We start from the raw sequence: 26,009 nt of genomic DNA, 5'->3' as shown, positions 1-26,009 counted from the left end.
ACCCTTTCTTTGTTATTGTATATAAGGCATGGGATCGACGGCATTACTTTTTGCGTAGTTCCATTCACCAATATGTAGTTCAAAGTGAAGATGCTGTCCTGTAGATTCACCTGTACTTCCCATAATGCCAAGTTGTTGTCCTTGTTTGACAACTTGTCCTTCCGAAACCATTCGATTTTGCATATGTGCATAGACCGTCGTATATGTTTTTCCATTTATGCTATGTGCGAGAAAAACGACATTTCCATAGCTACTAGATAAATAGGATTGAATAACTACACCATCAGCGGCAGCAACAATAGGAATTGTGCCACTACCAGCAATATCCACTCCGTAATGCATAGCGCCCCAGCGTCCACCAAATCCAGATGTAAAGGCACCAGCAGCAGGCTTAATAAAGCCGCCAGTGTTAGATGGCTGACTATAGTTTGAACCGCTAGAACTACTTGTAGATCCTGTAGTTGGTGTGGAGGTAGCTGTCTTAGCAGCTGCAACTTTAGCATTTTCTAGAGCAATTGCTTGCTGCAGTGCTGACTTTTGAGATTCTAGTAGTTTTTGTGCTTCCTCGGTGCTCATAATATCTTGTGTTGTTTGCTTTAATTTGTCACTCATCGCATTCATAACAGTTTGTTGCTGCTGCTTGTTTGAATCAAGGTCTTGCTGTTTTTGTTTTAATGTTAACTCATAGTTCTTTAATTCATTCTGTTTTGTTTCAATAGCAGTTTTCTCATTTTTAACTTCCTGTTGATCGCGATCCTGTGCTTTGAGAATGTCATTATCAGAATTTAAGATAAGTGTTACAGAATATAAGTTTTCGATTAAATCAGCAAGATTTCCAGAGTTTGCAACGACTTCTGTTATTAAAGTGGTACGAGGCTGCTCTTGAACAGATTGCAAGCGTTTTTTAATTAATTCCTGTCGCTTTGCGATTTGTTGTTCTAAAGCTGCAATACGACTTTGTTTTTCTTTAATTTGATTTTGGGTTTGCGAAATTTCACCGTTTGTTGCCTTTAATTGTTGTTCATTTGTACTAGCAGCTGCTTGTAAGTCATCCAGCTTCTTTTGCAAAGAAGAAATATCTGTTTCGATTTGTGATTTTTGTTGCTGTTTGTTTTGCAAATCTTGTTGTTTACTAGATAGCTGTGAATCAATGCTGTTTAACTGGTTTTGATTCGATTCTGCGTATGTGAAGCTAGGGAATACAACGAGAGTCCCGGCTGTTAGTAAACTCAGAATCGTATTCTTTCTATTCATGAATGACAGTCTCCTTTCTTTACCTTATTCATTTTACATGTAAAAAAAAGAGAATCTATTATTTTAAGAAAGTGTAATAATATTTTAATAATTGCTTAGTAAAAAAAGAGTTAATTATAGAAATATAGGTAAATAATGGGGTTTTTGATTATAAAAATATAAAAATGAATTTGATAATACATTTATAATAATGATACTTATATAATTAAATGTGCCATCCATTTTTTCTGTGTATGTAATTAAATAATTGAATAAAATGGCATTTTTTGTTATGGTAAATTTGGTAAAAAGGGAAAAAGGTAAATTTAGCAAAAATGAAAAGAATACCCATTGATTGTCTATGAATAAATATCTAATTTTTTAGAATATTTATTATATTTTTAAAATATAATAAATTCACTTTGCTAATAGGAGAAATATAGCTATGATACCTATAAAATTGACACGTGGAGACGAAATTCGTATTGTTGCTCCTTCTACTAGTTTAGCTGTAGTAGCAGAAGAACAACGTGATCTCGCAACAACGGTTTTAAATGAAATGGGGTTCTATGTAACGTTCTCTAAACATGCATTAGAATGCGATGATTTTCTTTCCTCTTCCTACAAGCGAGAATAGAAGATTTGCATGAGGCGTTCCGTGATCCGCACGTTAAAGGAATCTTAACGACGCTTGGAGGGTTTAATGTAAATCAATTACTACAGTATTTGGATTATGATTTGATTCGTAATCATCCGAAAGTCCTTTGCGGCTATTCAGACATTACTGCGCTGTGCAATGCAATTTATCAAAAAACAGGACTTGTGACCTATTCTGGACCTCATTTTTCAACTTTTGCAATGAAGCAGGGTTTTTCCTATACGAAGAATTACTTTCAAGCATGTCTAATGGATGATAGCTCGATTATCGTCGAGCCTTCGCAAGAGTGGAGCGATGATGCTTGGTATCTCAACCAAGAAACGCGCTGCTTTTTGCCAAATGAGGGCCCTGTTGTGATTCAGGAGGGCAGTAGCGAGGGACGAATTGTAGGCGGGAATCTTTGTACGTTGAACTTACTACAAGGAACAGAATATATGCCAGATTTACATAATACTATATTATTTATTGAAGATGATGATTTAGTAGATGCTCGCATATTTGATCGTGATTTGCAGTCGCTTCTACAGATAAATGGAGCGAATGGTATTCAAGGCGTTCTAATCGGTCGTTTTCAGAAGAAATCAAACTTGACAATGAAACTTCTTCAACAAATCGTTATGACGAAAAAAGAACTTCATCATCTTCCGGTGCTTGCAAATGTGAATTTTGGACATACTTCTCCGATTATTACATTCCCAATAGGTGGTTTAATCAAAGTAATTACTGACCAGGGTATGGCGCAGATTGAAATTATTGTACATTAAGGAACCTAGAAAAAGAGGTATCTTCTTTTTCTAGGTTCCTTATATTGAAAGAAATAAAAATATACAAAAAAGAGAATTTTAAATGAATATAACAATAAAGTTATTGTCAGAAAGTAAATTTTTTATTATGATGTATTCTTAAGGGTAAAAATATTAAATCGTCTAGAAATATATAAAAATACTAGAAAATTCAATATATTTATCCAAAGTTAATAGATTATTCCTTGAGGGGGGAGTCAGTATGAGAAAAATTGGGTTAGCTTGGCAAATTTTAATTGGTCTCATCTTAGGTATTGTTGTAGGTGCCATCTTTTATGGTAACGCAAATCTAGTCACTTACTTAAAGCCGATTGGCGATGTATTTATTCGTCTCATTAAGATGATTGTTGTACCAATTGTTGTATCTAGTCTTGTTGTAGGGGTAGCAGGTGTAGGTGATATTAAAAAGCTTGGAAAATTAGGTGGGAAAACCATTCTTTATTTCGAAGTTGTTACAACATTTGCGATTGTGTTAGGATTGCTTTTTGCAAATTTATTTCAACCCGGTGTTGGAGTAAATATGAAAAGCTTACAAAAGACCGATATTGCTTCTTATGTAACTACAGCTCATCAAGTAGGTACACATTCAATGGCCGACACATTTGTTAATATTGTTCCTACCAATATTATCGATTCATTGGCTAAGGGCGATATGCTCGCTATTATTTTCTTTTCTGTTATGTTCGGTCTCGGTGTTGCTGCTATTGGAGAAAAAGGGCTTCCGGTTCTTCGCTTCTTTAAAGGTACTGCAGAAGCTATGTTTTACGTTACAAATCAAGTAATGAAATTTGCTCCGTTTGGTGTATTTGCTCTAATTGGGGTTACGGTTTCGAAATTCGGCATAGTCTCACTTATTCCGTTAGGTAAACTTGTACTAGTTGTCTACGGGGCAATGTTCTTTTTTATAATAGTAGTATTTGGAATTATTGCAAAGATATTTGGAATTAATATTTTCCAATTTTTTAGAATTTTAAAAGATGAAATTATTCTTGCTTACTCAACAGCAAGTTCAGAAACTGTTTTACCAAAAATTATGGAAAAAATGGAGAAATTCGGTTGTCCTAAAGCGATCGTATCATTCGTTATTCCAACTGGTTATTCATTTAACTTGGATGGATCTACATTGTATCAAGCAATTGCAGCTCTCTTTTTGGCGCAAATGTACGGCATCAATTTGCCGATTTCCCAACAAATTACGCTTCTTCTCGTGTTGATGGTAACATCTAAAGGGATTGCTGGTGTTCCAGGCGTATCGTTCGTTGTATTGCTAGCGACACTTGGTTCTGTAGGTATTCCATTAGAAGGATTGGCATTTATCGCAGGTATTGACCGTCTTCTTGATATGGCTCGTACGGTCGTAAACGTGATTGGAAACTCTTTGGCAGCTGTTATTATGTCCAAATGGGAAAAACAGTATGATGACAAAGTAGCAACCAAGTATTTAGAAGAAATCAAGCATGCATCTTAATAGCTAGATAGCTAACAAGGGCCTCACGCATAGCGTGAGGCCTTTTTTGCGTTATAGTCCTAGCACTCCTCAGTCTAAAGTCTGATATAAAAACCATCCCTCAGCCAGTTATGGTGAAACATCATTCTCGGTAAGATAAAGATATCAAAACGAAGGGAGGCTGAGTGTAGTGAAAAATATTCTATTCTTTATAGGAGCTGGCTTATTAACGTTGGTGGCTTTAGGAAGTGTTGGACATATTGTTTTTCTTGGTTTAGGAATTGCTCTGTTATATTGGAGCTTTCGTTCATTTTTAAAAGCAGACTCTGTACTAAGCAAGATTGGATGGAGCTTACTTGGAGTTGTTTCGTTTATGTTGATATTCGGTAATGTACCAGGACTAGTAGGAATTGGCGCTGTGCTGCTTCTGTTTCTGTTGTATCGTAAGTGGAAAACGAACAAAAAGCAGGAAAAAGAGTATCATTCGTACCATCATTTTGATGAAGAATGGGACAAGATCATGGCAAGAAAATAAATTGTGGAGAGGAAGATTGTAATGAAACGTTCTATATTTTCAAGGGTAAGAGATGTTGTGTTAGCGGATGTGCACCAATTATTAGATGAGCAAGAAAAGAAAAATCCGATTGCTCTTTTAAATCAATATGTACGAGATGGAGAAGGAGAGGTTCGAAAAATCGAGAAATTAATCGAACGTCAACATGTCTTAAAAACCAACTTCTTTAAAGAGCTGGAAGACGTGCGGTATATGGAGAAAAAACGTAGTCATCAAGCTGTCATTGCAGGAGAAGCAGGAGAAAAGGAACTTGAGGATCGTGCTCATAAAGAAGCGGATTACTACAAACAGCAAGGTGACCGATTAGCGACCTTGTACGATACATCTATTGAACAAATTGACTCATTACAGCAACGATTACGAGAAATGAAGAATAAGCTAAAGGAAATGCATACGAAGCGTATGGAACTAATGGCGCGTGAAAATGTCGCGCATGCAAATCGTCGTATGAATGATACACTTACGAAAATTTCTGACAACAGTCCATTTTTACGGTTCGAAGAAATTGAACAGTACATTTCAAATCTAGAACAGCGAATAAATGAAGATTACAAACGAGATACGTTTGATGCAAAGATTGCAAAGCTAGAGAAAGAGAGAAGTGCATCACTAGGGAAATAGGGTACATGGAACATACGTCATATGATATAGTAAAAAGGAGAAGGTATTGGGAGTCCATACCTTTTCTTCACTATGTAAAAGAGGAGGAGGAGCATGAAAAAACCATATTCAAAAACGCAAATAATCGGAATTTTTACGATTATTTTTGCAATAGGTATGTTAATAGACATTATATTTCATCGTTTTCAGCCAGCAGGTCTTATTATTTCAATCGTTCTCCTCATCCTCGGGCGGCATTTTCGAAAAAAAGGACATCGTATTCGTGGGAATGTATTGCTTGTTCTTGGTGCGTTTTCTTTGATTAGTACTATTTTTTCTTCTACAGCATTTCAAATGCTGTTTGTCGGTTTATTAGTTTTAGTGGGCTATCACCTGTATACAAGTAGGAAACATCCGTCATCTATTCAAGTAGAATTGAAAGATGATATTCAGAGAGAACGGATCATACGGCATGAGCCATTTTTAAAAAGTATGCTGATTGGGAATTATCGAATGATGAATCATACCTTCGAGTTACATGACATTAATATTCGTTACGGGCTAGGGGACATTGTGATTGATCTCACTACTGCAATGATTCCCGAGGGAGAAACCGTGATTATCATACATGGTCTTGTTGGTAATATAAGTTTATATATACCTTACGATTTAGAGTTATCTGTGCACCATTCAGTAGTGGTTGGAAACATGTTCATACTAGGAGAAGAGGAAAAGGGATTTAATCAAAGTTTGATTCTTAGAACAGATGGATATCTGCTTGCAACGAGAAAAATTAAAATTATTTCTTCACTTATTGTAGGAGATACAGAGGTGAGATATGCATAAGCAGCGTAGCATTTCCTCTATATATTTTAACTATTCGTTAATGCTAAGCTTTACTGTTTCTCTCCTTGCAACGGTTGTATATACGTGGAAAAGTGGTCAAACTATGTATCATTTTCTCTTTGAACAAAAGGTCGCAACAATTCCAGTCGTATTATTTGTAGTAGGAAGCAGTTGTTTGTTTGGAATCGCAATTGGCTATGCAATTAGCCAATTTATGAAGCGACGTGTTCATGAACTTTCAGTTTCCTTAATGGCATTGGAGAGGGGAAATTATCATGTAGAAACCGTGTTTTCTGAACATGATGAGTTTGATGAAATCACAAACCGTATTACAGAACTTGGGAAAAGGTTTGAAGAGCAGGCGCGTCTGTTTCAAAAACTAACGAACGAACGAGCATCGTGGAACGAAGAAATGAAACAAGAGGCTATTTCACAGGAACGGCAACGATTAGCAAGGGAATTACATGATTCGGTAAGTCAACAGCTTTTTGCTATGTCAATGATGATGTCTGCCATAAATGAACAACAAAACTTATTCTCTGATGAAACGCGAGGCCAGCTATCGTTAGTAGAAACGATGATTGTGAATGCACAATCTGAAATGCGTGCCTTACTTCTTCATTTGCGCCCTGTACAGCTTGAGGGGAAAAAACTTGAAGAAGGGATTCATGAACTGTTAACTGAGTTATCTGCAAAGCAACAAATGAAAATTGATTGGCATGTGGAATCCATTGCACTAGAAAAAGGAGTCGAAGATCATCTGTTTCGTATTATCCAAGAGGTGATATCAAACACGTTGCGCCATTCTAAAGCAAAGCATATGGAGCTTCGCCTGCGAAAAATAGAGGGGCATGCTCTATTAAAATTGCTTGATGATGGAGTGGGGTTTGATGTGAATGTTCGTAAAGCGGGGTCCTACGGACTTTCTTCGATCCAAGAACGTGTACAAGAAATTGGTGGCTTGCTAAAAATTATGAGCTTGCCAAATAAAGGGACGCAAATAGAGGTAAAGGTTCCTATTATAAAGTGAAACTTCCCTAAAGTAGGGGCCATACTGCCCATTGATGCGGGATAAAATGAGAGGAGATGACAAGATGATTACCGTGTTGCTTGTAGATGATCATGAAATGGTTCGGTTAGGAGTAAGCAGTTATTTATCTACTCAGCCGGATATCGAAGTAGTAGCAGAAGCAGAGAATGGGAAAAAAGGAGTAGAACTCGCACTTTGTCTTCGTCCTAATATTATTTTAATGGATTTAGTAATGGAAGAAATGGATGGGATTGAAGCAACAAGAGAAATTATAAAACAATGGCCTGAAGCGAAAATAGTCGTCGTTACCAGTTTTTTAGATGATGAGAAATTGTATCCTGTAATTGAGGCAGGAGCAATCAGTTATTTATTAAAAACATCACGTGCAAGCGATATTGCAAATGCGGTACGTGCAACATACAAGGGAGACTCCATTCTTGAACCAAAAGTAACGGGGAGAATGATGTCGAAAATGAGACAAAAGGATGTTCATCAGCTTCATGAGGATTTAACTGAGCGTGAGTTGGAAATATTGCTGCTAATGACTGAAGGAAAGTCAAATCAAGACATTGCAAGCGAACTTTTTATTACGGTAAAGACCGTAAAAACACATGTTAGTAATATTTTAAATAAGCTGAATGTAAGCGACCGAACGCAAGCGGTTATTTATGCATTTCGCCATCAAGTAACGAAGTAGACCTCCTCACCACTATATAAAGTCTTCTGGCGAGTTTTGTAAAATTGGAAAATGAAGGATATGGCCAAGCATCTCCGACATACATTTAGAGTGACTAAATGTATGGTTATGAAAAGGAGTGAATGGATATGTATGATCCGAATTGGCAATACAACCGGCCACAACAATCTCAGCCAAGTGCTTTCCCACCTTATCTACCCGGTCAAGGTGGCGGGTATCCACCTTATCCGCCGGGCCATGGAGGGGGATATCCCTCGTATCCGCCTGGTCAGGGAGGAGGATACCCTTCGTATCCACCAGGTGGTGGTTCTATGCAAGCGGGACCGCCGCAATCACCTCCTCCAGCAACTATCCCACCTAAGCCGCAACTAACAACTTATGCAGTTGATCCAGGAGCCATTCGACGTTGCTTATATCGTTACACATATGTGTGGTTAACCACAGGTCGAAATTTTTGGTTTTATCCTGTGTTTCTAGGACGTGATTCCATTGCTGGATACCGCTGGAGTCCTAGTCGCTATCGTTGGATGTATGCTGGTTACGATTTGCGAATGATTGAACATTTTGAATGTACGTAATAGCTTCTGATAGGAGGCTATTTTTTTACGAAATCAATTATAAATAAAATATTATTATATATTTAGAAAAATTAGAATTTTATTAAAAATAAGGAAGGAATTTTCTCTTTTTTCTAGAAAATAGTAATACAATCCATTTTATGGATGAGATTATATAAAGAGGTGAAGGCAGTGTTCATTGCCGGTCTTTTACTTGTTGCTAGTACGGTCGTATTCTTTGTATATTATGTTTATTTTCGGTCATGGAAGCAAGTGGGTGTATTGCTTAGTGGAAAAGGAAACCTAGCTAGACAATCTCATTTCTTAGTATGTTCAAAGTGTGGTCGTGCTCATGCTAGACATGGGGGATACCAGGAATGCTGTGGAAACCGTTTATAAATTAGGAGAGCCCTCTACTATTAGGGCTCTTGTTTGTTTATCCAGCATTAATAGGGTGTATGCACAAAAATAGGATGGTGTAGAATGAAGCGAGTGCTTTGTTTGCTATATGTCATGTTGCTAGTAGCATGTAGTTCAGCTACGACAGGAGAAAAGACGATGAGTGATGTGAAACAAAATAAAATACCTAATCAGATTATTGTTATGAAATCAAACAATACAAACGATTCGAAGACAATTAAAAATGAGTTAGAAATGCAAGTTATTGTACAAATTCTTACATATGCTAAGATACGTGATGTAAACATAGAGCTAAAACAACCGCAATATATTGTGCAAGTATATAATTCTTCGAATGAAGAAACCTATCATGTTTGGTTTAATAAGGAAGAGAAGACCGGCTACGCTAAAAAGGTGGGAGAGGAAAATAAGCTAATTTCACTAAGTAATGAAGAAGCAGAAAAGCTGATAGAATTGTTTTCATTCAATCCATCTCTACCAGGCGTAAGCGGAGGGCAAGAATCCCTTCCTGTAGGTAAGAATGATTTTCAAATTACAAGGTTCATCATACAAGCACGGCAGCAATCACAATCGATAACCTACAAGGTCACATATCGGATATCAGATACATTATACGATGACTTATATGCACAACAAACGTACTATATCCAGCTTATCTTTCCGCAAAAGGTACAAAATATTATTGGTATGAGGGAGAGTGGAGCAGTTCTAGGAGAAAGCATGAAAGAAGGTCAAAAAGAATATAACGTCCAGATTGATGTACCTGCACAACAGATCACACAATCACAAAAGCAAGCAATTTCTTTGTATTACGATAACTATGATTTAGTTTTGATGGACAAGGATTATAAGCCAAAAGGGATATTCCATAATATTATACAAATTGTAAAGCAATATGGCGCAAAAATGGATTTACAACCATGAAAAACGAGACTCGATGTTATCCGAGTCTCGTTTTTCGTACAATTAAATAACCGATTAATAATGCGATGGATAAGGGAAGCCAAAAGCCTGGTGAGAATAGGGGTTGCTGATCATCAAATTGAAGCCAGTCAATTGAAAACAAGCTACCAATAGCATATAGAATACATATAGATGCAAGAAATGAAAGAAGTCCCATAACAATTAATTGAAGTTTCATCATATCACCTCCTCTCCCATAGTATGGGTCAAAAAATGTAAATCAAACGTGAATTCACAAAAAAATACATTGTAAAATGATATATCGGATGGGCTTTATGTAGAATGATGGGGATTGTCGAAAATACTAGAAAATTTTTGAAAGGAAAAACATATTTCTTCACGAATATCACATATATGACAATAAAAGGTAATATATACATGCAAAGTTAAAGTGCTAGATAAGGAGTTTAACGAATGAAGAGAACCTTGCGCATAATTGGTGTTATCATGCTGATGGCAGTTACCTTTCTTTTATTAACCAATTTATTTATATACATAGCAAATCGACCGATTGCCAATCCAGCTGCGGTAAATGTAAAAGTAGAGGAAGAAGAGTCAGTAAAGCATTTTATTTCAAAAACACATGAAAGCTTGAATGGATTTTTAAACTATGGGAAATCCGATCGATATACAGAAGGAGATTGGAAATATATGAAGCAGTGGTTTCAAAGTCAAGAGTCAGAGTTAAGGGAATTTGATAAGCGAGTGAAAAATGAAAAATTGAAGCGGGATGTAAAAAGAAGCTATGAACTAATGAAAAATGGAATAGAAACTAATAATATGCAAAATGTTATATATGGTCACCGTATTTATCATGATCTAGATATTATAATCAATAATTATCAAAAAGAACAGAATATTTGGGGGGTATCCGAATTTGGAAACGGAGCAAATATTAAAGTGGTCGAAGATGAAATCGTAAAACTTAATAAGAATGTCTAAGAAAAAACGAGCAGGGGTTACATGCTGCTCGTTTTCATTGTTTGTTCACGAAGTAATCGGTTTACTGTCTCACGCCGAAGGCCGACAAGCTGTGCAATTTCTGTTTGTGTAAGAATGTCATATACAGGAATGTTTCCTAAATAAGTAGAAAACCACTGTTGTAGACGTTCGATGCGTTCTTTTGAGGTAACAGTTGTAAGTTGGTCGATTCGCTCTTGCATCATGCGCAGCTTTGATTGGAGCTGCAAAGCAACATTTGCATATGCAAGAGGTTCTTGCTGTAGTTGTTCATACCATTTCTGCGGGGAAATGGGTTCTGCTTCCGTTTTCACTAGGGCAATGGCTGTTCCGTGATATTCTTTAGGAGAAAGTAAAGAATGGTGCGGAATCATCTCTCCTGGAACAATGATGTTGAATAAAAAGGGTGTTCCGTCTTCCTGTAGGCGTACTACTTTTAAAAGACCACTGGTAATACGATAGAGAGGTCCCTCTTCTCCTTGTCGAAATAAAATATCTCCTTTATGTAGAATCAACGTATGTACACCTCTTTATTTTTCTAATCGATATGTGTTCGTACGACTTTCATACCCCGAAAGGAAGTTTCACTTTCTTTTTTTGCTACTGTTTGATAGTATACTGTGTAGTGTATAAATCTGCAAGGTATTAGGGGGATTAGTATGTTTGAGAGAATGTTGGTTGATGCGAAGCTTCCGCAAAATGCAGTGATTCGTGTGGAAGAAATGAAAGGCGGAATTGTATTATCCGTTGAAATGGAAGGCCAAATCATTTTCACTATGGCATATGATGAAGTGGACGAAAGTTACGGGGTATTATATGATCGTAATGATAAACGTGCACGACAAGTACATGATGATTTAATGGGATGGAAGCTTCTTCATTAATGATTTAATAGAAATATATCTGTATTTTGATTGTAAAACGTATGTAATCTGTTTTTAACCTATTTCTTCACTATTTCGTTTATGATGTATGTAGGAAATGAAGGAATGGGGGAATATGATGACACAAAAATGGTATGCTTCAAACTTATTTTTACTATTTGCCTTTTTAAGCATTCTTATACCTTTTGGAATGTTTTTATATAGATGTTTGTATTAAAAAATGAACGATATGATTATGATTTATAATCGTATCGTTCGTTTTTGTTTATTAAAGAAATAAATGCGATATATATTCGTATTTTTAAATTTTTATAACGAAATTAGCATGTGTAAGACGTAATAAAGTGCAGCGGCAAGGAATGCAGATAACGGAAGTGTAATAAACCAAGTAATGATAATACGTTGTGCGGTTTTCCACTGTACGCCCTTCATTCGCTGCGAAGAGCCAACTCCTAGAACGGCAGAGGAGATGACATGAGTTGTACTAACAGGCAAATGAATCATAGTCGCAGTGAAAATAATAGAAGCTCCTGTTATATCTGCTGCTACTCCGTGTACAGGACGAATTTTCATTAGTTTACTACCCACTGTTTTAATAATTCGCCAGCCACCTACAAATGTTCCAAGTCCCATTGCGATTGCACATGATAACTGTACCCACAATGGAATATTATCAGTCGAAATATACCCACCTGTGAGAAGTGCTAATGTAATGATTCCCATAGATTTTTGTGCATCGTTTGTTCCGTGTGTATATGCTTGTAAAGCAGCTGTTACGATTTGAACGTAACGGAAACGTCGATTTGTTTTCATTAGGTCCAGGTTTCGAAAAATCAATTTGATAATCAGGAATACAATATACCCTAATGCATAAGCGAGAATAGGTGAAATGATAAGTGATTCAATGATTTTTAGAAAGCCTTTAAAATTTACAGCATGTACTCCAGACGCGACAATAGCTGACCCTGCAATCGCACCAATAATAGCGTGAGAGGAGCTACTTGGAATTCCGAAATACCATGTAATTAGGTTCCAACATATTGCTGCAAGCAGTGCAGCAATAATAACGAGAGACCCATTTTGAAGTTTAAATGGATCTACAATACCACTCGAAATAGTTTTGGCTACTCCGGTAAATGACAAGGCACCAATGATGTTCATAAATGCTGCAAGTGTAATAGCTTGACGAGGCGTTAAAGCCTTCGTTGAAACGGCCGTTGCAACGGCATTAGCTGTATCATGGAAGCCGTTTATGAAATCAAATAAAATAGCTCCCAGTACAATAAAGATAGTTAACACAAACAGAGTGCTCATTGTATATTATGTACTCCTTACTATGCATTTTTCATTACAATGAATTCAAGTACGTTTGCCACATGTTGGCAAGATTTTGCTAGCTTATTCCACGTCTCATATATTTCTTTATATTTCATCAACGTAATTGGATTTTTTTCGTGTGAAAAAAGGCTATGTAATGCTTCACGAAGAATATCTGTACATGTTGATTCGTAATCTTTCATTTTAATTGCATTGGTTCGAATTTCAAGAAACTTCATTGACTGAATACGTTTGAGTGCGGCATCCATTTCACATGTACAAGCATAAATTGTAGAATTTAATCGATTCATATTCTGATTTGCTCGTGTAAGTTCAAATATTTCAAATTGGGCTGCACATAATTCAAGGTTGTCAAGTATATCATCCATGCTCATCGCCAATTGTAGTATGTCTTCACGCTCAATAGGCGTTATAAATACTTTATTCAGCTCTAAAATAAGTTCATGGATAAATGTATCACCTTTTGCTTCGTACTCCTTCATTCTTTTTGCAATTCTCCGTACTTCACTTGGAGTATCTAATTTATATTCCATGAAAAATTTAGCACTTTCTTTTACATTTTCTGAAATGCTAGAAAGTAGTGTAAAACATTTATCTTTTCTATTAAGAAAACTCATATGGTAACCTCCACCAAAATTAGTCGATTCATTGCATTGGCTAATCAATTTTACCAAAAAATGTGCCGCATAGGATAGAAATAAAAATAAATTAACAAAAATTTAATAATATACATGTAGAAAAATTAGCAAAACAATAATTAATTTACAATAAAATTATGCTTTGCACCATCAAATTTCGTGCAAAGGAAAAAATCTATTGAAAAACGAAGGACTATCTCCAATTAGGAATAGTCCTTCGTTTTTGTCTATCTAAAATTTCCAACTGATGTTTTGAACGTGGAAAATAGGAATGAGTACAATATCTTTATTGACGGTAAGAATCATGTATTGTTGATCTCGTCCTTCTAATACCCCAATGACTTTTTGCGGACCGCCGCGATTGATTTGAATTTCTTCTCCTCGTAAGCAATCAATAATTTGTGTAAAGGTTCTACCGTAGAGTATAGGCGCCTTTTTATTTTCCTTGCTGTCTTTATCTTTATTATTAGATTTGCTTTGTTTCTCTTTCTTGTTTTCTTTTTCTTTCTTGTTCTCGCTACCTTTATCATTAGATTTGCTTTGTTTCTCTTTCTTGTTTTCTTTTTCTTTCTTATTCTCGCTACCTTTATCATTAGATTTGCTTTGTTTATTTTCTTCTGAATTCTCATCTTCTTCATTACTTAGTAGGAGTGTGAAGCTTTTTATGTGCTGGAGTTGGTAGTAGTGAATCTCTTTTTCACTCTCTAAAGCGCAGAAGTCTAAACCAATCTTTACGAGCGTGCCTTTACCTGATTCTGGTCCGCCTAAATTTAATTGAACAAGTTGCCCTTGTAAATCCTTTAAACTTTTTACAGCTGAATATTGAGTATAAGCAGATTGCTTTTGATACATTGTTATTCCTCCCTTTTGTTAGAAAGCTTGCAATACTACATGGTATTCATAACGAAAGGACAGGATATGGGGTATTTCACTATATTTAAAAAAATTAATTCAAACTCTTTTTTGAATGGTAGTGTAATTGTAAACACCGTCTTCTTCGACAATCAAACCTTGCTTTGTTAAAATGTAAGAATGAATGTAATTTAAAGTACTATAGAAATATAAGTGAAGGAATGTCTCTATATGATTGAAATAGGATTAACAGGGTGGGGCGATCATGACTCCTTATATCGCGATTTAACTTCTTCTAAGAGGAAGCTACAAGCATATAGCGGTCATTTTCCTATTGTTGAAATTGATAGCTCGTTCTACGCGATTCAACCAGAACGAAATTATAAGAAGTGGATTGAAGAAACGCCAGAACCATTTTCTTTTGTAGTAAAAGCCTATCAAGGGATGACGGGTCATATGAGAGGAACAATTCCATTTGCAAATGTAGACGAAATGTTTGCTATATTTGTAGAGTCCATTGCACCTCTTGTAGAGTCAGGAAAGCTGAAAACGGTGTTATTTCAATATCCACCATGGTTTGATTGTCAAACAAAGCATGTTGATATGCTTCTCTATACGAAAGAAAAGATGGGGGATATTCCGTGTGCTATCGAATTTCGCAATGAAACTTGGTTTATGCCGACGTACCGGGAACGAACCATTTCATTTTTAATACAATCGAAATGGATGCATACCATTTGTGACGAACCGCAAACAAGTACCGGCTCAGTTCCGATTGTGCCTCAGGCAACTCATTCAGAATTAACATTAATTCGATTGCACGGTAGGAATGTTCATGGCTGGTTGCGCGGAAAATCAGAACAAAATTGGCGGGCTGTACGTTGTTTGTATCGCTACAGTGAAGAGGAATTGCAGGAATGGGCTTTACGTATTCATGACTTGCAAAAATATTCAAAGGACATTGTTGTTTTATTTAATAACAATTCTGGCGGGGATGCTGCAGACAATGCGAAACAGCTTATGCGGGTACTTGGTATATCCTATGAAACACATTCAGTCGAGCAAATGAAGTTATTTTAATGGGGGGTAGGCATGGAAGAAGATCGCTTGTATGCTGCTATTAGAGACTTGTTGACAGAGAAAAGAGGAGTATCATTCACTGAATTGAATGATTTTTTGATAAAAAGAGGCATCCTTACAAATTCTCCTCAGGATCGTAAACGGCTTATTAATCTCTTACGAACGATTGAAATTGATGGAATAAAAGGGGCATTTCTTGTTTGTCCACTGCGTAAAAAAAGAGAAAATAGCAAATGAAAAGGAACAGCATTAATGCTGTTCCTTTTCTTCAAGATAGAAATGTAAATCAAACGGCGAAATTTCTTGGATGAACTCTCGTGCTATAAGTGATTGTATGAGAGTTGTATCGGATATTGTATTCCCATTTTTCTTTTTATAGCATTGTTTCAATAGCATTAATTTTTCCAAAATATCATCTGGTAACTCAATCGTTAATTTCGATATACTCATTGTGTATTCCCCCTTATGTATCATATCATAACTTCCCTAAAGAGGTAATATGATAGGGGATATTTCACCAATATGTCATACTAAGCGATTCCGATGTACTTTAATGTTTTGGAAGGGGTACTATGATCGAAGAAATGCTGCAAGAATGCGATATCCACGCCTGATTTATAAGCGCAATATCCCCATGTTTTACGAAGGGTATGAGAGCTGATTCCATCTAGACCAGCTTCTTTTGCAGCTTTATTCAGTATAAACCAAGCATGTTGACGCGTAATTGGTCCATTTCCCTTTTGCGATTTTAATAAATATTCATTTCGTCGAATCCCTTTACGTTCACACATATACGCCTGAATTGCTTCTTCTAGCTCATGATTGACGGCGAACCACTTTTGTTTTTTTGTTTTATCGTTATTAAATAGAATAGAGTGTCGAACGTTTCCGTTTACATCTATTACATCAGCAATTTTTAATTGAAGAATTTCACTGACCTTTAAACCAGAATTAACTGCAAGTGCAAAAAGTAGCCCATCACGTTTAGAAGTTTGAAGAAGTATATGCTTCATTTCTTGCAATAGTTTTTCACTTTGAATAGGTTGTCCTAATTGTTTCATAGAAACACTCTCCTCCATTTCCATCCATAAGGAAAGAATTTACACTTTCAATATAGCGAGGCGGTGTGTACTTCATGTGAACTTTGCGTGAAAATGAAGAAAACTATTCGTTTCTATTGCCTTTTTTCAAAGAAAAGTAAAACAATACGCCATCACTTTCATTGCGTACGCCATACGGGACGTGATGTAGCTCCAAAATATTTTTTACAATAGATAAACCAAGGCCTGTACCTCCTGTGTGGCGGCTCCGTGATGTATCTAAGCGATAAAATCGTTCCCAAATCTTATTTAGGTTTTCTTCAGGGATTGGCGAACCATCATTTTTAATGGAAATATATACGTTATCTTCTCGATTTAATGCTGAAATGGTAATTGCTTTTCCTACCGGAGTATACCGAATGGCATTGCTTAGTAGATTGATAATGACCTGCTCCATTCGATTACGGTTTGCCTCGACTATTAAATCTGTTTCGGCATTAATGGTTACAGCTAGTTGTTTTTCCTCGATGCTAAAAAGAAGCTTGGTGTAGACTTGGTGAATGAGGGTATCAATTGTAAATGATTGAACCTCTAGCTTGTAGGTACCTGATTCAAGCTTTGCTAACTCTAGCATTTCAACGATTAGCGTGTTCATTTTATCTACTTCTTCTAAGATAACATCTGTATAGTAATCTGTATTGTTGCTAACGCCGTCCTTAATTCCTTCCGCAAAGCTACGGATTACACTTAATGGTGTTTTCAATTCGTGGGAAACACCAGAAATAAAGTCTTTTCTTGTTCGTTCTAGCTGTCTTTCCATTTCCACATCTTTTTGCAGCTTTTCATTAGCAACATGTAGCTGTTCGATTCGGTCCTTCAATGTAACAGACATCGTATTAATACTTTGCGACAAGCTTCCAATTTCGTCATTCGATGTTACGGGAAGGGTCTCTGAGAAATCAAAATTTGCCATACGCTTTGTGACTCGATTTACCCGAATAAGCGGCTTTGCAATGATTTTTGAGTAGTAAAAGGATAGCAAAATAATTACAAGAAACACAATCATCATAGCGTAGACATAGTAATCCTTTAACACAATCATTGCCTCGTTTACAGGTTGGAAGGAAGTCATAGCAAAAGCAAATTCAGTTATGGTATTATTTTGGAGAATAGGCTTTACGAACATTTGATTTTTCCCTTTTTCATCGCTAAAGGTATAAGTTGTTAACGCGTTGCGATCAATTTCTCCTAAAATCGCCGATATTTCCCAACGCTGCACGCCTTGAACAAGAGTATCAATATTATTGGCGATTTGTAAGTCAGCTTTTGAGGGCATATTCATTTTTGTTACTTGTCCCTTAATTTGAATGAGTATGTTATTAGAAGATGAATCTCCTTTCACTTCACTTGAACTAATACCATAAGCTTTTAAATCACCAATTATGTTTCCATTTGTCCATGTGCCGTGAGTGGATTTGATTGTAATGGGAATAATTGTATCTTTTTTGCGGATACCCTGCACAGAAATGCTTTCATTGTTTTGTATGGCAAGCTTCATAAAGTTACTGTATTCTTGACCGGTCATAATGTTGTTTAATGCAATATGATATTCATTCGTATTATTTTCATCGTGTACCTCAATGTAATAATTATGCTCATCCTGAATAACGCCATTTTGATCAAGCAGAATAAGCTGAGCATTCGTTTGATCAAAAAACTGTTGTTTTAGTTTTTTGGCAGTATCAAAGCTTTGATCACTTTTTGAATAATCGTCCACAAACGTTTCGAACGCTTTTTGGACCCCATTTACTTTTTGGTTTATATAAAATTTTTCTAAAAAAAGAGATTGTCCAACAAAGAATAAAACAAATGTTAGAGTAAAAAAACCAAAAGTTAAAATAAATAATTTAAATACAATACTTTTTCGTGTCACGAGTGCACCTCTATACAGAAATCTTGTGATTAGGAACCATTGTATATAAATGGTTCTTCTATTATAACAAAGAAGCATGCAAAACTTGTATTTCATCGGTGAAAAACATGTCTTTTGAGAAGAAATTTAAAGAGGAATGTGTAAGAAAACAGGAGTAAAGCTACTCCTGTTCTAGTGCTCCATTATGGCAGTGTCAAGCGCAATGGTAATCATATCGTTAAATGTAGTTTGTCTTTCCTGCGCCGTTGTATCTTCACCGGTGAAAATATGATCACTCACTGTTAATACAGATAGAGCTTGGACACCATACTTCGCAGCAATCGTGTAGAGAGCTGTCGTTTCCATTTCAACAGCTAGAACTCCATACTCACCAAGTTTTTTCACCATATCCATGCTTTCGCGGTAGAAAACGTCTGCGGTTAATACATTTCCTACGCGAACGTTCAGATTTCTATTTAGTGCAGCATCATATGCACCCTTTAGTAATGAAAAACTTGCGCAAGGAGCATAGTCAAAACCAGGAAAAGTAAGATGATTCATATTTGAATCCGTGCATGCTGTCATGGCTAAAATGACATCACGCACGTGTACATCCTTGTGCACACCACCGCATGTACCTACACGAATTAAGGTTTTCACCCCGTAACTTTGAATGAGCTCATTCGTATAAATAGAAATAGAAGGAACACCCATTCCGGTTCCTTGTACGGAAACTCGTTTTCCCTTATAAGTACCCGTAAAACCATACATGCCACGAACTTCATTGTAACACGTTGGTTCGTCTAAAAAGGTTTCAGCAATATACTTTGCGCGAAGTGGGTCACCAGGAAGAAGAATTGTTTCAGCAATTTCTCCTTCTTTTGCTCCAATATGTATACTCATTCTGCTCCTCCTTCTTTATCCCACTATATTGGGGAGTTTCACTATATCATTCTGTTTCTTGCATTATATACTAGTTGCTCCTTTTCCGTAAAATATTTATTCGGTACAGGAGAACTAGAATGAGGAGAACCAGATCTGGGAATCCTAGTTGACGTACAAATAGGTAAAGAAAGGGAGATGAAGAACTGCATATGAATCACGAAGGTAAAAAAGAATTTGTTGATAAAAAACAAAGGGGAAAGAGGATATCTTATCCAAACAACTCCCGAATTATAATTAGCCCCACTAGTACGATGAGTGTGGTTGGTGAAGTTTCGGCAGGAGCATTGGGTGTTTTAACATTTGATGAATTAATGGGTAATGATATCTTTGGTGAAGATAAATAAAAGAAATGGGATGTGATAAATAATGGAAAATAAAAAACCATTCACGATTGCTCATATAACTGACGATATACACGACAAGCTAAAGCAAATAGAAGATGAATTCGAAGGAAGACTTGGAAAACGAATTGCACTTGTTGCATATGAGGCGGTTGAACACAAATAAATCGCATAGAAAAAGGACTCTAAGCAGGAGTCCTTTTTCTATGCGAGAATATCTATGTACATACAAATACGATACTTCTTCAAGAAAGGAGGATATATGCGAATTAGTAAAATTGGTCTTGCCTGTTTTTTTCTAATTTTGTTAGCTATGTATGTGATTCAAAGTAAAAGCGGTATACTGTTTAGCTCAGGACAAAAGGATGCGGTACCAAATGTTTCTTGGCAAATAGACGGAAAAAGAGGAAGCGTATCATTTACATTGCAAAACGAAAAGGGTGAACCACTCCGTACTATTGGAGAAAATGAACAAAATAAATTTGTCGTTTGTATTATGAACAACATGCTTAAACAATGTGAGGATGTTAAACCAACCTATATCGGAAACGGTACGTTTACGTTTCAACATGTTTTCATACAAAATACGACCTTGTTTTTATACATAAAAGATCAGGAAACACGTCAAGAACTAGCTAAGAAGGAGCTTGTCATTGGACCGGCGAATGACAAACAGACTCCGCTTACGGTGGATGCATTGTTAACATCAAATATTGGTCCGTATCCAGCATCCTTGCAATTTAGTATGTTGAAAGCAAATCGTAAGGAGTCAATTGCAATACAGATTCAAAGTGAGGAGGATCTCACCAATATATCTCCAAGTGGTGAAGTATCCCGATTATTAATTGTAGACGAAAAGCTGACACATTTAATTTCGGTAGTACCACAATCGAATAAGCCAGGAAGACAAATCACCTTCGATGTCACTTTTCCAGAAGAGGGAAACTATAAATTGATGGGAACATTCTATTTAAATGGAAAAACGTATTTGAAATCGTATGTAGTGAAAGTTGCAAAAGGATAAGGGGGCGAGTAGGCTACCATTTGGCGCATGGTTGTTAGTAGCCTACTACTAGGAATAGCTTTACTGTTTTCCTTTTCCAATTAGCTTTGTTACAACGAGCATCGTGGCAAATAAAGAGCGCGTTTTACGATAGGCTAAATATTTTCCTCTCCAAGTTGGCTTGTACTTTTCTTTAAACTGACGCAATCCGCTAAAGCTATACATATACCTTATATTATTATAAATTGTTGCTGCAACGCGTTCTGCAAAGAATGAGTGAGGAGAGGCGCCGACATTAGAAAGAGGAGCCATCCCCATATTTAACTGTTTATAGCCATTCGTTTTTGCCCACATAATCAAATGAAGAAACATAACATCCATTACTGATGAGGGGGCATTTTGTGAATATCGCATTAAATCAATCGAAATTTTGTTGGGCTGATAGTCTGGTACTAGAGTTACGAAAGCAACTATTGTTCCCCCTTTAGATAGAGTTGCAATAGGACTTCGGTTTAAATAATCATTATCAAAATAGCCTAGAGAAAAGCCTTTTTCTTTTTTTCCATGTAACCAGTTATCTGATATTTGCTTTAGCTGCGATAATAGTTGTTCTGAATGGAGAGGCTTATTTACAGAGAACATATATCCTTCTCTTTCAAATTTATGAAAGACAGCCCGCAAGCTGGATCGTTTTTTCCCTTCTAAAGAAAAAGTTGTTACATCTACTTCGGCTTCCTCACCAAGTTTCAAAAAATTATAGCCGAAGTCATGATACATCCCTAGCCATTTTGCTTCTACTTGATAGAAAATACAAACGTATCCAAACTGTGTAGCTTCATCTAACAATTCTGTTATCACCACTGCGTAAGACGAACTAGCGCCAATCGGATCTCCGAGAACGACAAGACGTTTTCCTGTTACTGCAAATTGAAGAAGTGCTTTCCCGTCACTACTTAGGAAAAAACGCTTATCTCCTAAAAAACCAAGATGGCTTAAAACATTGCCACCGTAATTTTGAAGAAATTGCTCCAAGATGGGAGTGGAAGCGGGTTGTCCCGGTACTTTTGTTCCCTTTCGATTGTGAAAGAATGTAGCAATATAAAGAAAAAGTGGGACGAGACCAGCAGTGATAAGCATACTTCTTGTTACTTGTATATTGGACCGTACAACATAATGGGGACGAAACTCATGTTGATGTGCCCATAACCATGCTCCAAAATATTGATACGTGTACAGTAATATAAATAAGAAAAATCCTACTTTGATAGTCTCAATATATGAAAAGGAAATTTGTTCATGTACAAATTGTTTTCGAAGCAGGTAAAAGATTATAAGGATGATGAGTAGTAGAAAGGATCCTTCGATGTCAATTCCTTTAAGCGTATTAAAAATAATTCCAGTAATCAGAACGATAACGGTCATATTATATGCCTGTTTTGTTCGTTCATAGATTGGCTTAGCAAGAAGAATCAGTAACACACCTACACATAAGGAAAGATCAAATGACATTTGAATAAAGTACTTCGGTACATAAATACGAAGTACGTGTACTCTTTCAACTGCGGTAGGAAATAATACAAACAAAATGACAGCTAGGCCAGTAAGAACGGAAAGAGATGCAAGTGCCCAGGCCTCCATTTTAGAAAATAATTGGCGTTGTAAGGAGACAATTACGCTGCTCGTTTCAAATGCGTTTGTTAATATTGTGCGATTCCCAATCCGTTTTTTGGCTACTTCGGTCATTTCAAACGCTGCAAATGTTAAGCCTACCCCAAATGGAATAATGTAATAAACGAGTCGATATAGGAGCAATGCAGAAAGTGTTGTTTCTGCCGCAATCCCGTATTCGTTCATTCCCATAAGGAAGATTAAATCAAAGGAACCGAGTCCACCTGGAACAAGGCTCAAGCTACCAACAATAGCGGAAATAACATAAATACCCAATGCTTGACTTAAGTCAAGTTCAACTCCAAGAAGTCGAAGGATAACGTAGATTACAATGCCGGCTGCTGTCCATTCAATTAGAGATACAATTGAATAGAGGAACGTAGGATTTTTATTAATTGTTTTCTTTGGGTTTTTCCCAATATTTAATTTGGAGACAATGATATAGATGGGCGCAATTGCCGCAAACCCAATAAGTGCAGGCCATATCCATGGTTTTTCTAATGCGATAAAGGAAGTATGTAAGATCCCTAATAAGCCAAAAATAGAAAGGAATGACAGACCCATGATGAAGGCAGTCGTCATCCATGCTATCGTTCTTACCAGTTTTCCTTGTTCTTGAATATAAGGGCGATATAACATACTGCGTACACCTGCACCAATTAGACCACCAAATCCAAAAACTCCATTAAAAGAGTTTGCAATCCAGGAAATGCGAAAGACCTTCTTAATTGGGACCGAAGCGTGTACGGATCGTAGCATAAAGAAATCGTAAAAAAACATGGTTGATACTGCGAGAAGTCCAGCAGCAACTGCTAGGAAAAATCCTCCGTTTGGTATTTGTTTAATTACAACAACAGCATGGCGTATAGAAAGATGGGCCAGTTCTTTCCTGGCTTCAAAAAATACAAGAATTAATATAACAATTGGAACAATTATTTTTGTAATTGTAAGTAATTTATTTAAGAATGTGTTCATAAATCAAATCCTCCCTCAAGCCTCTTCTTATTATGACAAAACATGAGAAAAATAAAAAGAACCATTGCTAGTAAATATAGTAATAATGTAGGAATAAGGCAGCGAGGATAGTTAGAAAAGAAGTAAAAATCCTTATGGAATGCGGTATATTTCGAAAAAATTTGCATAAATTAAAAACTTTTTATGATAAGATACAAGTAATGAAATAGAATAGAGGTGAAAGCATGATCCTGAAAGAGATAAAAGGATATGAACTAGAAAAGGCATTGCCGAATACGTCAGAAGATTTTTTTAATCGTTCTGAAGTTACGTACGAATACGAAGGAATTGAAAAAACATTACATGTATTGTACGTACGTTTTTTTGAAGAACAATTAAATGACTTCACTCCATTCACAGGAGATCCTGTTTTTAGAATAGGGGAAAATGACGTAAACTTTAAGGAGATTGTTGCACTTGCTTGTTTGCTTAAAGATCCAAGCTTAACAGAGCGCAAGCGAGTATATATAAATTCAAAAGAAGAATTAGCATCTTATTTTGATGAAGAAAATGTGCAACAAGTGAAGATAGCGATCGAACAATTGAACAGCGGGATGAAGGCGCAATAGAACAATCTCTTGTATAAAAACTTGAGGTATAGGGAGGATTCGGAATGTCAAATTCCATTGTGGAAAATCAAACTAAGCAGGTTGAAGCATTTTTGCAAGAAACGGTTAACGTCATAACAGACTATCTTAATCATCATACAATCACAGATCTTGTTGAAGAAGTGAGCGATGGTGACAAAGTATATTATGAAGGACTGCTTTCTGCAAATCGTCGTCTTCTTGTCTTTTGCGAAGAGGGATTGGATGCAAGCCGTGTTCTTCTAAAAAGTAGCCCGTTCCGTAAAAATGCCGCTGAAAACACGTTGTATAAAATTTATCATCAGGTCATTTCGGAATTCTTTTCACCGAAAAATGATTATTGGTTTGAAAATAGTCGTTCAGCCTATACGGGAAAAAATGCGATTGCGTTTCCGCAAACACCGCCTCCTTCGTTGCAAACGATGATGAAACAACTTGAAGGTAAATTTCAATCTATACGCGAAGAGCTGGAATATTACGAAACGGACTATAAGACGAAGACAATGCAATCTAAATTTTTGCGAAGCTAAGAAACAGATAACAAATAAAACACACAACAAAAATAGTTATTGTGAGAGGCCACTGAATAAGTACTATGATTCAGTGGCTTCTTTCATGAGAATCTAGTCGGATTCGTTCCCTATAAGGGAAAAAAGCGCCTTTAAGGGGAAAGAACCTCTGTCCTCCGGAGCAAAACGAGCCGTTTTTGCTTTTCTTGTGTCTAGCAAAACCGGCTAGTCCCTCCGGTCAGAGAACCCTCGCCCATAAAGGCGGAAAGCGCCTTTTTGTGCGAGGAACCTCTGCCCTATGGGACTGAACGAGCCGTTTTTGCTTTTCTTGGTAGGCATAGCTATTTCTCTGTTTGAATATATATAGAGGGTACTGCATAAGGGGGTGCCATATGAGTCAGCGTGATTTATTTGACCACTATATTTATGAGGTGGGAGATTGGTGTGAGAGTGTATTGCATGTACTCGATAGCCGCGCTGCTGAAATCTATGATGTTCATATGCTTGAATATAGAATACAAACGCTATTAGACCGGATTAAGGGGAAGAAAATCGATTATGATGTAGATTTCGTATATGAACTGAGTGATGATGTTGAACGTATTCAATATCAATTACAAGATGTTTTCGTGTCCGGTCAGCATGAAGAATATGCAAGAGGATATCCAACCACTGCTGTTCGTGCAGTGCCAGTTGGCTCTCATATTCTACCACCACTTCCATATGCCTATAATGCATTAGAGCCATATATTTCAAAAGAGATTATGCGTCTTCATCACGATAAACACCATCGTAGTTATGTGGAAGGATTAAATACGGCGGAAAAAATGTTAGCAAAGGCCAGGGAAAGTGGTAATTATGACATACTCAAGCATTGGGAACGAGAAGCTGCTTTTCATGGTTCTGGCCACTTTCTGCATACGATTTTTTGGAATAATATGAAGCAAGGGGGCAGTCAACCAAAAGGGAGATTGTTGCAGCTTATTCAGCGAGATTTTGGAAGCTTGGAACTTTTTCAAAGACACTTTTCGGAAGCTGCAAACCGAGTGGAAGGATCAGGCTGGGCACTTCTCATATGGTCTCCTCGTTCAGGACGTTTAGATCTTCTTCAAAGCACGTTACATCACCTTTTTGCACAGTGGGATACAATCGTGCTTCTAGCACTTGATGTATGGGAGCATGCTTATTATTTGCAATACGAAAACCGAAAAGACGAATATATACGAAACTGGTGGAACATCGTAAATTGGGATAACGTAGCCCAGAGACTCGAAAAAGCTGAAAGAGTAGAATGGCAGCCTTACTAAAAAGACGCAGAGGATGCGTCTTTTTTGTTGTCCTATGGGACTGAACGAGCCGGTGTAGCTTTTCTGGTATATATATTATTTTTCGGCATACACTTGTACAAAT

At 36.6% G+C, this 26,009-nt stretch carries 30 protein-coding genes and 1 pseudogene; 20 read left to right on the top strand and 11 right to left on the bottom strand.

Annotated features, from left to right (window positions below; genetic code table 11):
- Positions 1 to 12: 12 nt before the first annotated feature.
- A complete protein-coding gene (locus ACAN53_RS07645; RefSeq protein ID WP_379968654.1) occupies positions 13 to 1,254 on the bottom strand; it encodes a murein hydrolase activator EnvC family protein in 1,242 nt (413 codons plus the stop codon).
- A gap of 424 nt (positions 1,255 to 1,678) precedes the next feature.
- Between ACAN53_RS07645 and ACAN53_RS07640 the strand changes: the two are divergent.
- The 10 genes and pseudogenes from ACAN53_RS07640 (at position 1,679) to ACAN53_RS07595 (ending at position 9,789) form a co-directional block, all read left to right on the top strand.
- Positions 1,679 to 2,655: pseudogene (locus ACAN53_RS07640) on the top strand (S66 family peptidase).
- Between the two features lie 241 nt (positions 2,656 to 2,896).
- Complete coding sequence (locus ACAN53_RS07635) at positions 2,897 to 4,162, top strand: cation:dicarboxylate symporter family transporter (protein ID WP_379968652.1); 1,266 nt, start codon at positions 2,897 to 2,899, stop codon at positions 4,160 to 4,162.
- 169 nt (positions 4,163 to 4,331) lie between these two features.
- On the top strand, positions 4,332 to 4,676 hold the full coding sequence (locus ACAN53_RS07630) for a lmo0954 family membrane protein (protein WP_379968650.1): 345 nt from the start codon (positions 4,332 to 4,334) through the stop codon (positions 4,674 to 4,676).
- Positions 4,677 to 4,697: 21 nt separating this feature from the next.
- The gene (locus ACAN53_RS07625) at positions 4,698 to 5,336 is read left to right on the top strand and encodes a PspA/IM30 family protein (RefSeq protein WP_379968648.1); all 639 of its coding nucleotides are present in this window, start codon (positions 4,698 to 4,700) and stop codon (positions 5,334 to 5,336) included.
- 93 nt (positions 5,337 to 5,429) lie between these two features.
- Positions 5,430 to 6,161, top strand: coding sequence for a cell wall-active antibiotics response protein LiaF (gene liaF, locus ACAN53_RS07620; protein ID WP_379968646.1), 732 nt, complete (start codon positions 5,430 to 5,432; stop codon positions 6,159 to 6,161).
- Entirely contained in the window at positions 6,154 to 7,191 is a 1,038-nt protein-coding gene (locus ACAN53_RS07615; RefSeq protein WP_379968644.1) for a sensor histidine kinase, read from the top strand. Before liaF ends, ACAN53_RS07615 begins: the two co-directional genes overlap by 8 nt.
- A 64-nt stretch (positions 7,192 to 7,255) precedes the next feature.
- Positions 7,256 to 7,888: a response regulator gene (locus ACAN53_RS07610; RefSeq protein ID WP_379968642.1), complete on the top strand. Its 633-nt coding sequence runs from the start codon at positions 7,256 to 7,258 to the stop codon at positions 7,886 to 7,888.
- A gap of 128 nt (positions 7,889 to 8,016) precedes the next feature.
- The gene (locus tag ACAN53_RS07605) at positions 8,017 to 8,466 is read left to right on the top strand and encodes a transporter (protein ID WP_379968640.1); all 450 of its coding nucleotides are present in this window, start codon (positions 8,017 to 8,019) and stop codon (positions 8,464 to 8,466) included.
- 171 nt (positions 8,467 to 8,637) lie between these two features.
- Complete coding sequence (locus ACAN53_RS07600; protein ID WP_379968638.1) at positions 8,638 to 8,844, top strand: hypothetical protein; 207 nt, start codon at positions 8,638 to 8,640, stop codon at positions 8,842 to 8,844.
- Between the two features lie 84 nt (positions 8,845 to 8,928).
- A complete protein-coding gene (locus ACAN53_RS07595; RefSeq protein WP_379968636.1) occupies positions 8,929 to 9,789 on the top strand; it encodes a hypothetical protein in 861 nt (286 codons plus the stop codon).
- A gap of 16 nt (positions 9,790 to 9,805) precedes the next feature.
- On the opposite strand, the gene ACAN53_RS07590 is transcribed toward ACAN53_RS07595, so the two are convergent.
- Positions 9,806 to 10,006 (bottom strand): hypothetical protein, encoded by a 201-nt coding sequence (locus ACAN53_RS07590; protein WP_379968634.1) that lies wholly within the window; start codon positions 10,004 to 10,006, stop codon positions 9,806 to 9,808.
- Between the two features lie 236 nt (positions 10,007 to 10,242).
- Between ACAN53_RS07590 and ACAN53_RS07585 the strand changes: the two genes are divergently transcribed.
- Positions 10,243 to 10,770 carry a hypothetical protein gene (locus ACAN53_RS07585; protein ID WP_379968632.1) on the top strand — a complete coding sequence of 176 codons (528 nt, stop codon included), beginning with the start codon at positions 10,243 to 10,245 and terminating at the stop codon, positions 10,768 to 10,770.
- Positions 10,771 to 10,787: 17 nt separating this feature from the next.
- Here the strand turns inward: ACAN53_RS07585 and ACAN53_RS07580 are convergent, their stop codons facing one another.
- Positions 10,788 to 11,303: a Crp/Fnr family transcriptional regulator gene (locus tag ACAN53_RS07580; RefSeq protein ID WP_379968630.1), complete on the bottom strand. Its 516-nt coding sequence runs from the start codon at positions 11,301 to 11,303 to the stop codon at positions 10,788 to 10,790.
- Between the two features lie 144 nt (positions 11,304 to 11,447).
- Here ACAN53_RS07580 and ACAN53_RS07575 point away from each other — a divergent pair, with 144 nt between their 5' ends.
- Positions 11,448 to 11,672, top strand: a complete 225-nt coding sequence (locus tag ACAN53_RS07575; RefSeq protein ID WP_379968628.1) for a hypothetical protein — start codon at positions 11,448 to 11,450, stop codon at positions 11,670 to 11,672.
- Positions 11,673 to 11,981: 309 nt separating this feature from the next.
- Here the strand turns inward: ACAN53_RS07575 and ACAN53_RS07570 are convergent, their stop codons facing one another.
- From ACAN53_RS07570 to ACAN53_RS07560, 3 genes are all read right to left on the bottom strand, one after another.
- Positions 11,982 to 12,986, bottom strand: coding sequence for an inorganic phosphate transporter (locus ACAN53_RS07570; protein WP_379968626.1), 1,005 nt, complete (start codon positions 12,984 to 12,986; stop codon positions 11,982 to 11,984).
- A 20-nt stretch (positions 12,987 to 13,006) separates the two neighbouring features.
- Entirely contained in the window at positions 13,007 to 13,627 is a 621-nt protein-coding gene (locus ACAN53_RS07565; protein ID WP_379968624.1) for a DUF47 domain-containing protein, read from the bottom strand.
- 252 nt (positions 13,628 to 13,879) lie between these two features.
- A complete protein-coding gene (locus ACAN53_RS07560) occupies positions 13,880 to 14,500 on the bottom strand; it encodes a hypothetical protein (protein ID WP_379968622.1) in 621 nt (206 codons plus the stop codon).
- Between the two features lie 231 nt (positions 14,501 to 14,731).
- Here ACAN53_RS07560 and ACAN53_RS07555 point away from each other — a divergent pair, with 231 nt between their 5' ends.
- On the top strand, positions 14,732 to 15,580 hold the full coding sequence (locus ACAN53_RS07555) for a DUF72 domain-containing protein (RefSeq protein WP_379968620.1): 849 nt from the start codon (positions 14,732 to 14,734) through the stop codon (positions 15,578 to 15,580).
- Positions 15,581 to 15,592: 12 nt separating this feature from the next.
- Positions 15,593 to 15,817: a hypothetical protein gene (locus ACAN53_RS07550; RefSeq protein WP_379968618.1), complete on the top strand. Its 225-nt coding sequence runs from the start codon at positions 15,593 to 15,595 to the stop codon at positions 15,815 to 15,817.
- Between the two features lie 12 nt (positions 15,818 to 15,829).
- Here the strand turns inward: ACAN53_RS07550 and ACAN53_RS07545 are convergent, their stop codons facing one another.
- From ACAN53_RS07545 to deoD, 4 genes are all read right to left on the bottom strand, one after another.
- Positions 15,830 to 16,024, bottom strand: a complete 195-nt coding sequence (locus tag ACAN53_RS07545; protein ID WP_379970279.1) for a DUF3924 family protein — start codon at positions 16,022 to 16,024, stop codon at positions 15,830 to 15,832.
- 86 nt (positions 16,025 to 16,110) lie between these two features.
- A complete protein-coding gene (locus ACAN53_RS07540; protein WP_379968616.1) occupies positions 16,111 to 16,641 on the bottom strand; it encodes a tyrosine-type recombinase/integrase in 531 nt (176 codons plus the stop codon).
- A 103-nt stretch (positions 16,642 to 16,744) separates the two neighbouring features.
- Positions 16,745 to 18,553, bottom strand: coding sequence for a sensor histidine kinase (locus tag ACAN53_RS07535; RefSeq protein WP_379968614.1), 1,809 nt, complete (start codon positions 18,551 to 18,553; stop codon positions 16,745 to 16,747).
- A gap of 171 nt (positions 18,554 to 18,724) precedes the next feature.
- Positions 18,725 to 19,435 (bottom strand): purine-nucleoside phosphorylase, encoded by a 711-nt coding sequence (deoD, locus tag ACAN53_RS07530; protein ID WP_379968612.1) that lies wholly within the window; start codon positions 19,433 to 19,435, stop codon positions 18,725 to 18,727.
- A gap of 191 nt (positions 19,436 to 19,626) precedes the next feature.
- On the opposite strand from deoD, the gene ACAN53_RS07525 reads away from it, so the two are divergent.
- The 3 genes from ACAN53_RS07525 (at position 19,627) to ACAN53_RS07515 (ending at position 20,842) form a co-directional block, all read left to right on the top strand.
- A complete protein-coding gene (locus ACAN53_RS07525) occupies positions 19,627 to 19,821 on the top strand; it encodes a hypothetical protein (protein WP_379968610.1) in 195 nt (64 codons plus the stop codon).
- A 22-nt stretch (positions 19,822 to 19,843) separates the two neighbouring features.
- Positions 19,844 to 19,984 (top strand): hypothetical protein, encoded by a 141-nt coding sequence (locus tag ACAN53_RS07520; protein ID WP_379968608.1) that lies wholly within the window; start codon positions 19,844 to 19,846, stop codon positions 19,982 to 19,984.
- 96 nt (positions 19,985 to 20,080) lie between these two features.
- On the top strand, positions 20,081 to 20,842 hold the full coding sequence (locus ACAN53_RS07515; RefSeq protein ID WP_379968606.1) for a hypothetical protein: 762 nt from the start codon (positions 20,081 to 20,083) through the stop codon (positions 20,840 to 20,842).
- A 60-nt stretch (positions 20,843 to 20,902) separates the two neighbouring features.
- Here the strand turns inward: ACAN53_RS07515 and mprF are convergent, their stop codons facing one another.
- A complete protein-coding gene (gene mprF / locus ACAN53_RS07510; RefSeq protein WP_379968604.1) occupies positions 20,903 to 23,464 on the bottom strand; it encodes a bifunctional lysylphosphatidylglycerol flippase/synthetase MprF in 2,562 nt (853 codons plus the stop codon).
- Positions 23,465 to 23,688: 224 nt separating this feature from the next.
- Between mprF and ACAN53_RS07505 the strand changes: the two genes are divergently transcribed.
- The 3 genes from ACAN53_RS07505 (at position 23,689) to ACAN53_RS07495 (ending at position 25,906) form a co-directional block, all read left to right on the top strand.
- Positions 23,689 to 24,072 (top strand): hypothetical protein, encoded by a 384-nt coding sequence (locus ACAN53_RS07505; protein WP_379968602.1) that lies wholly within the window; start codon positions 23,689 to 23,691, stop codon positions 24,070 to 24,072.
- 44 nt (positions 24,073 to 24,116) lie between these two features.
- Positions 24,117 to 24,620 carry a DUF3907 family protein gene (locus ACAN53_RS07500; RefSeq protein WP_379968600.1) on the top strand — a complete coding sequence of 168 codons (504 nt, stop codon included), beginning with the start codon at positions 24,117 to 24,119 and terminating at the stop codon, positions 24,618 to 24,620.
- A 371-nt stretch (positions 24,621 to 24,991) separates the two neighbouring features.
- Entirely contained in the window at positions 24,992 to 25,906 is a 915-nt protein-coding gene (locus tag ACAN53_RS07495; RefSeq protein ID WP_379968598.1) for a superoxide dismutase, read from the top strand.
- Positions 25,907 to 26,009: the final 103 nt, after the last annotated feature.

This window comes from Ectobacillus soli (genome assembly GCF_042610425.1).
In the GTDB taxonomy this organism is placed as follows: domain Bacteria; phylum Bacillota; class Bacilli; order Bacillales; family Bacillaceae_G; genus Ectobacillus.
Note: the sequence above shows the minus strand (reverse complement) of the source record. Positions and strands in the feature narration are given on the sequence as shown.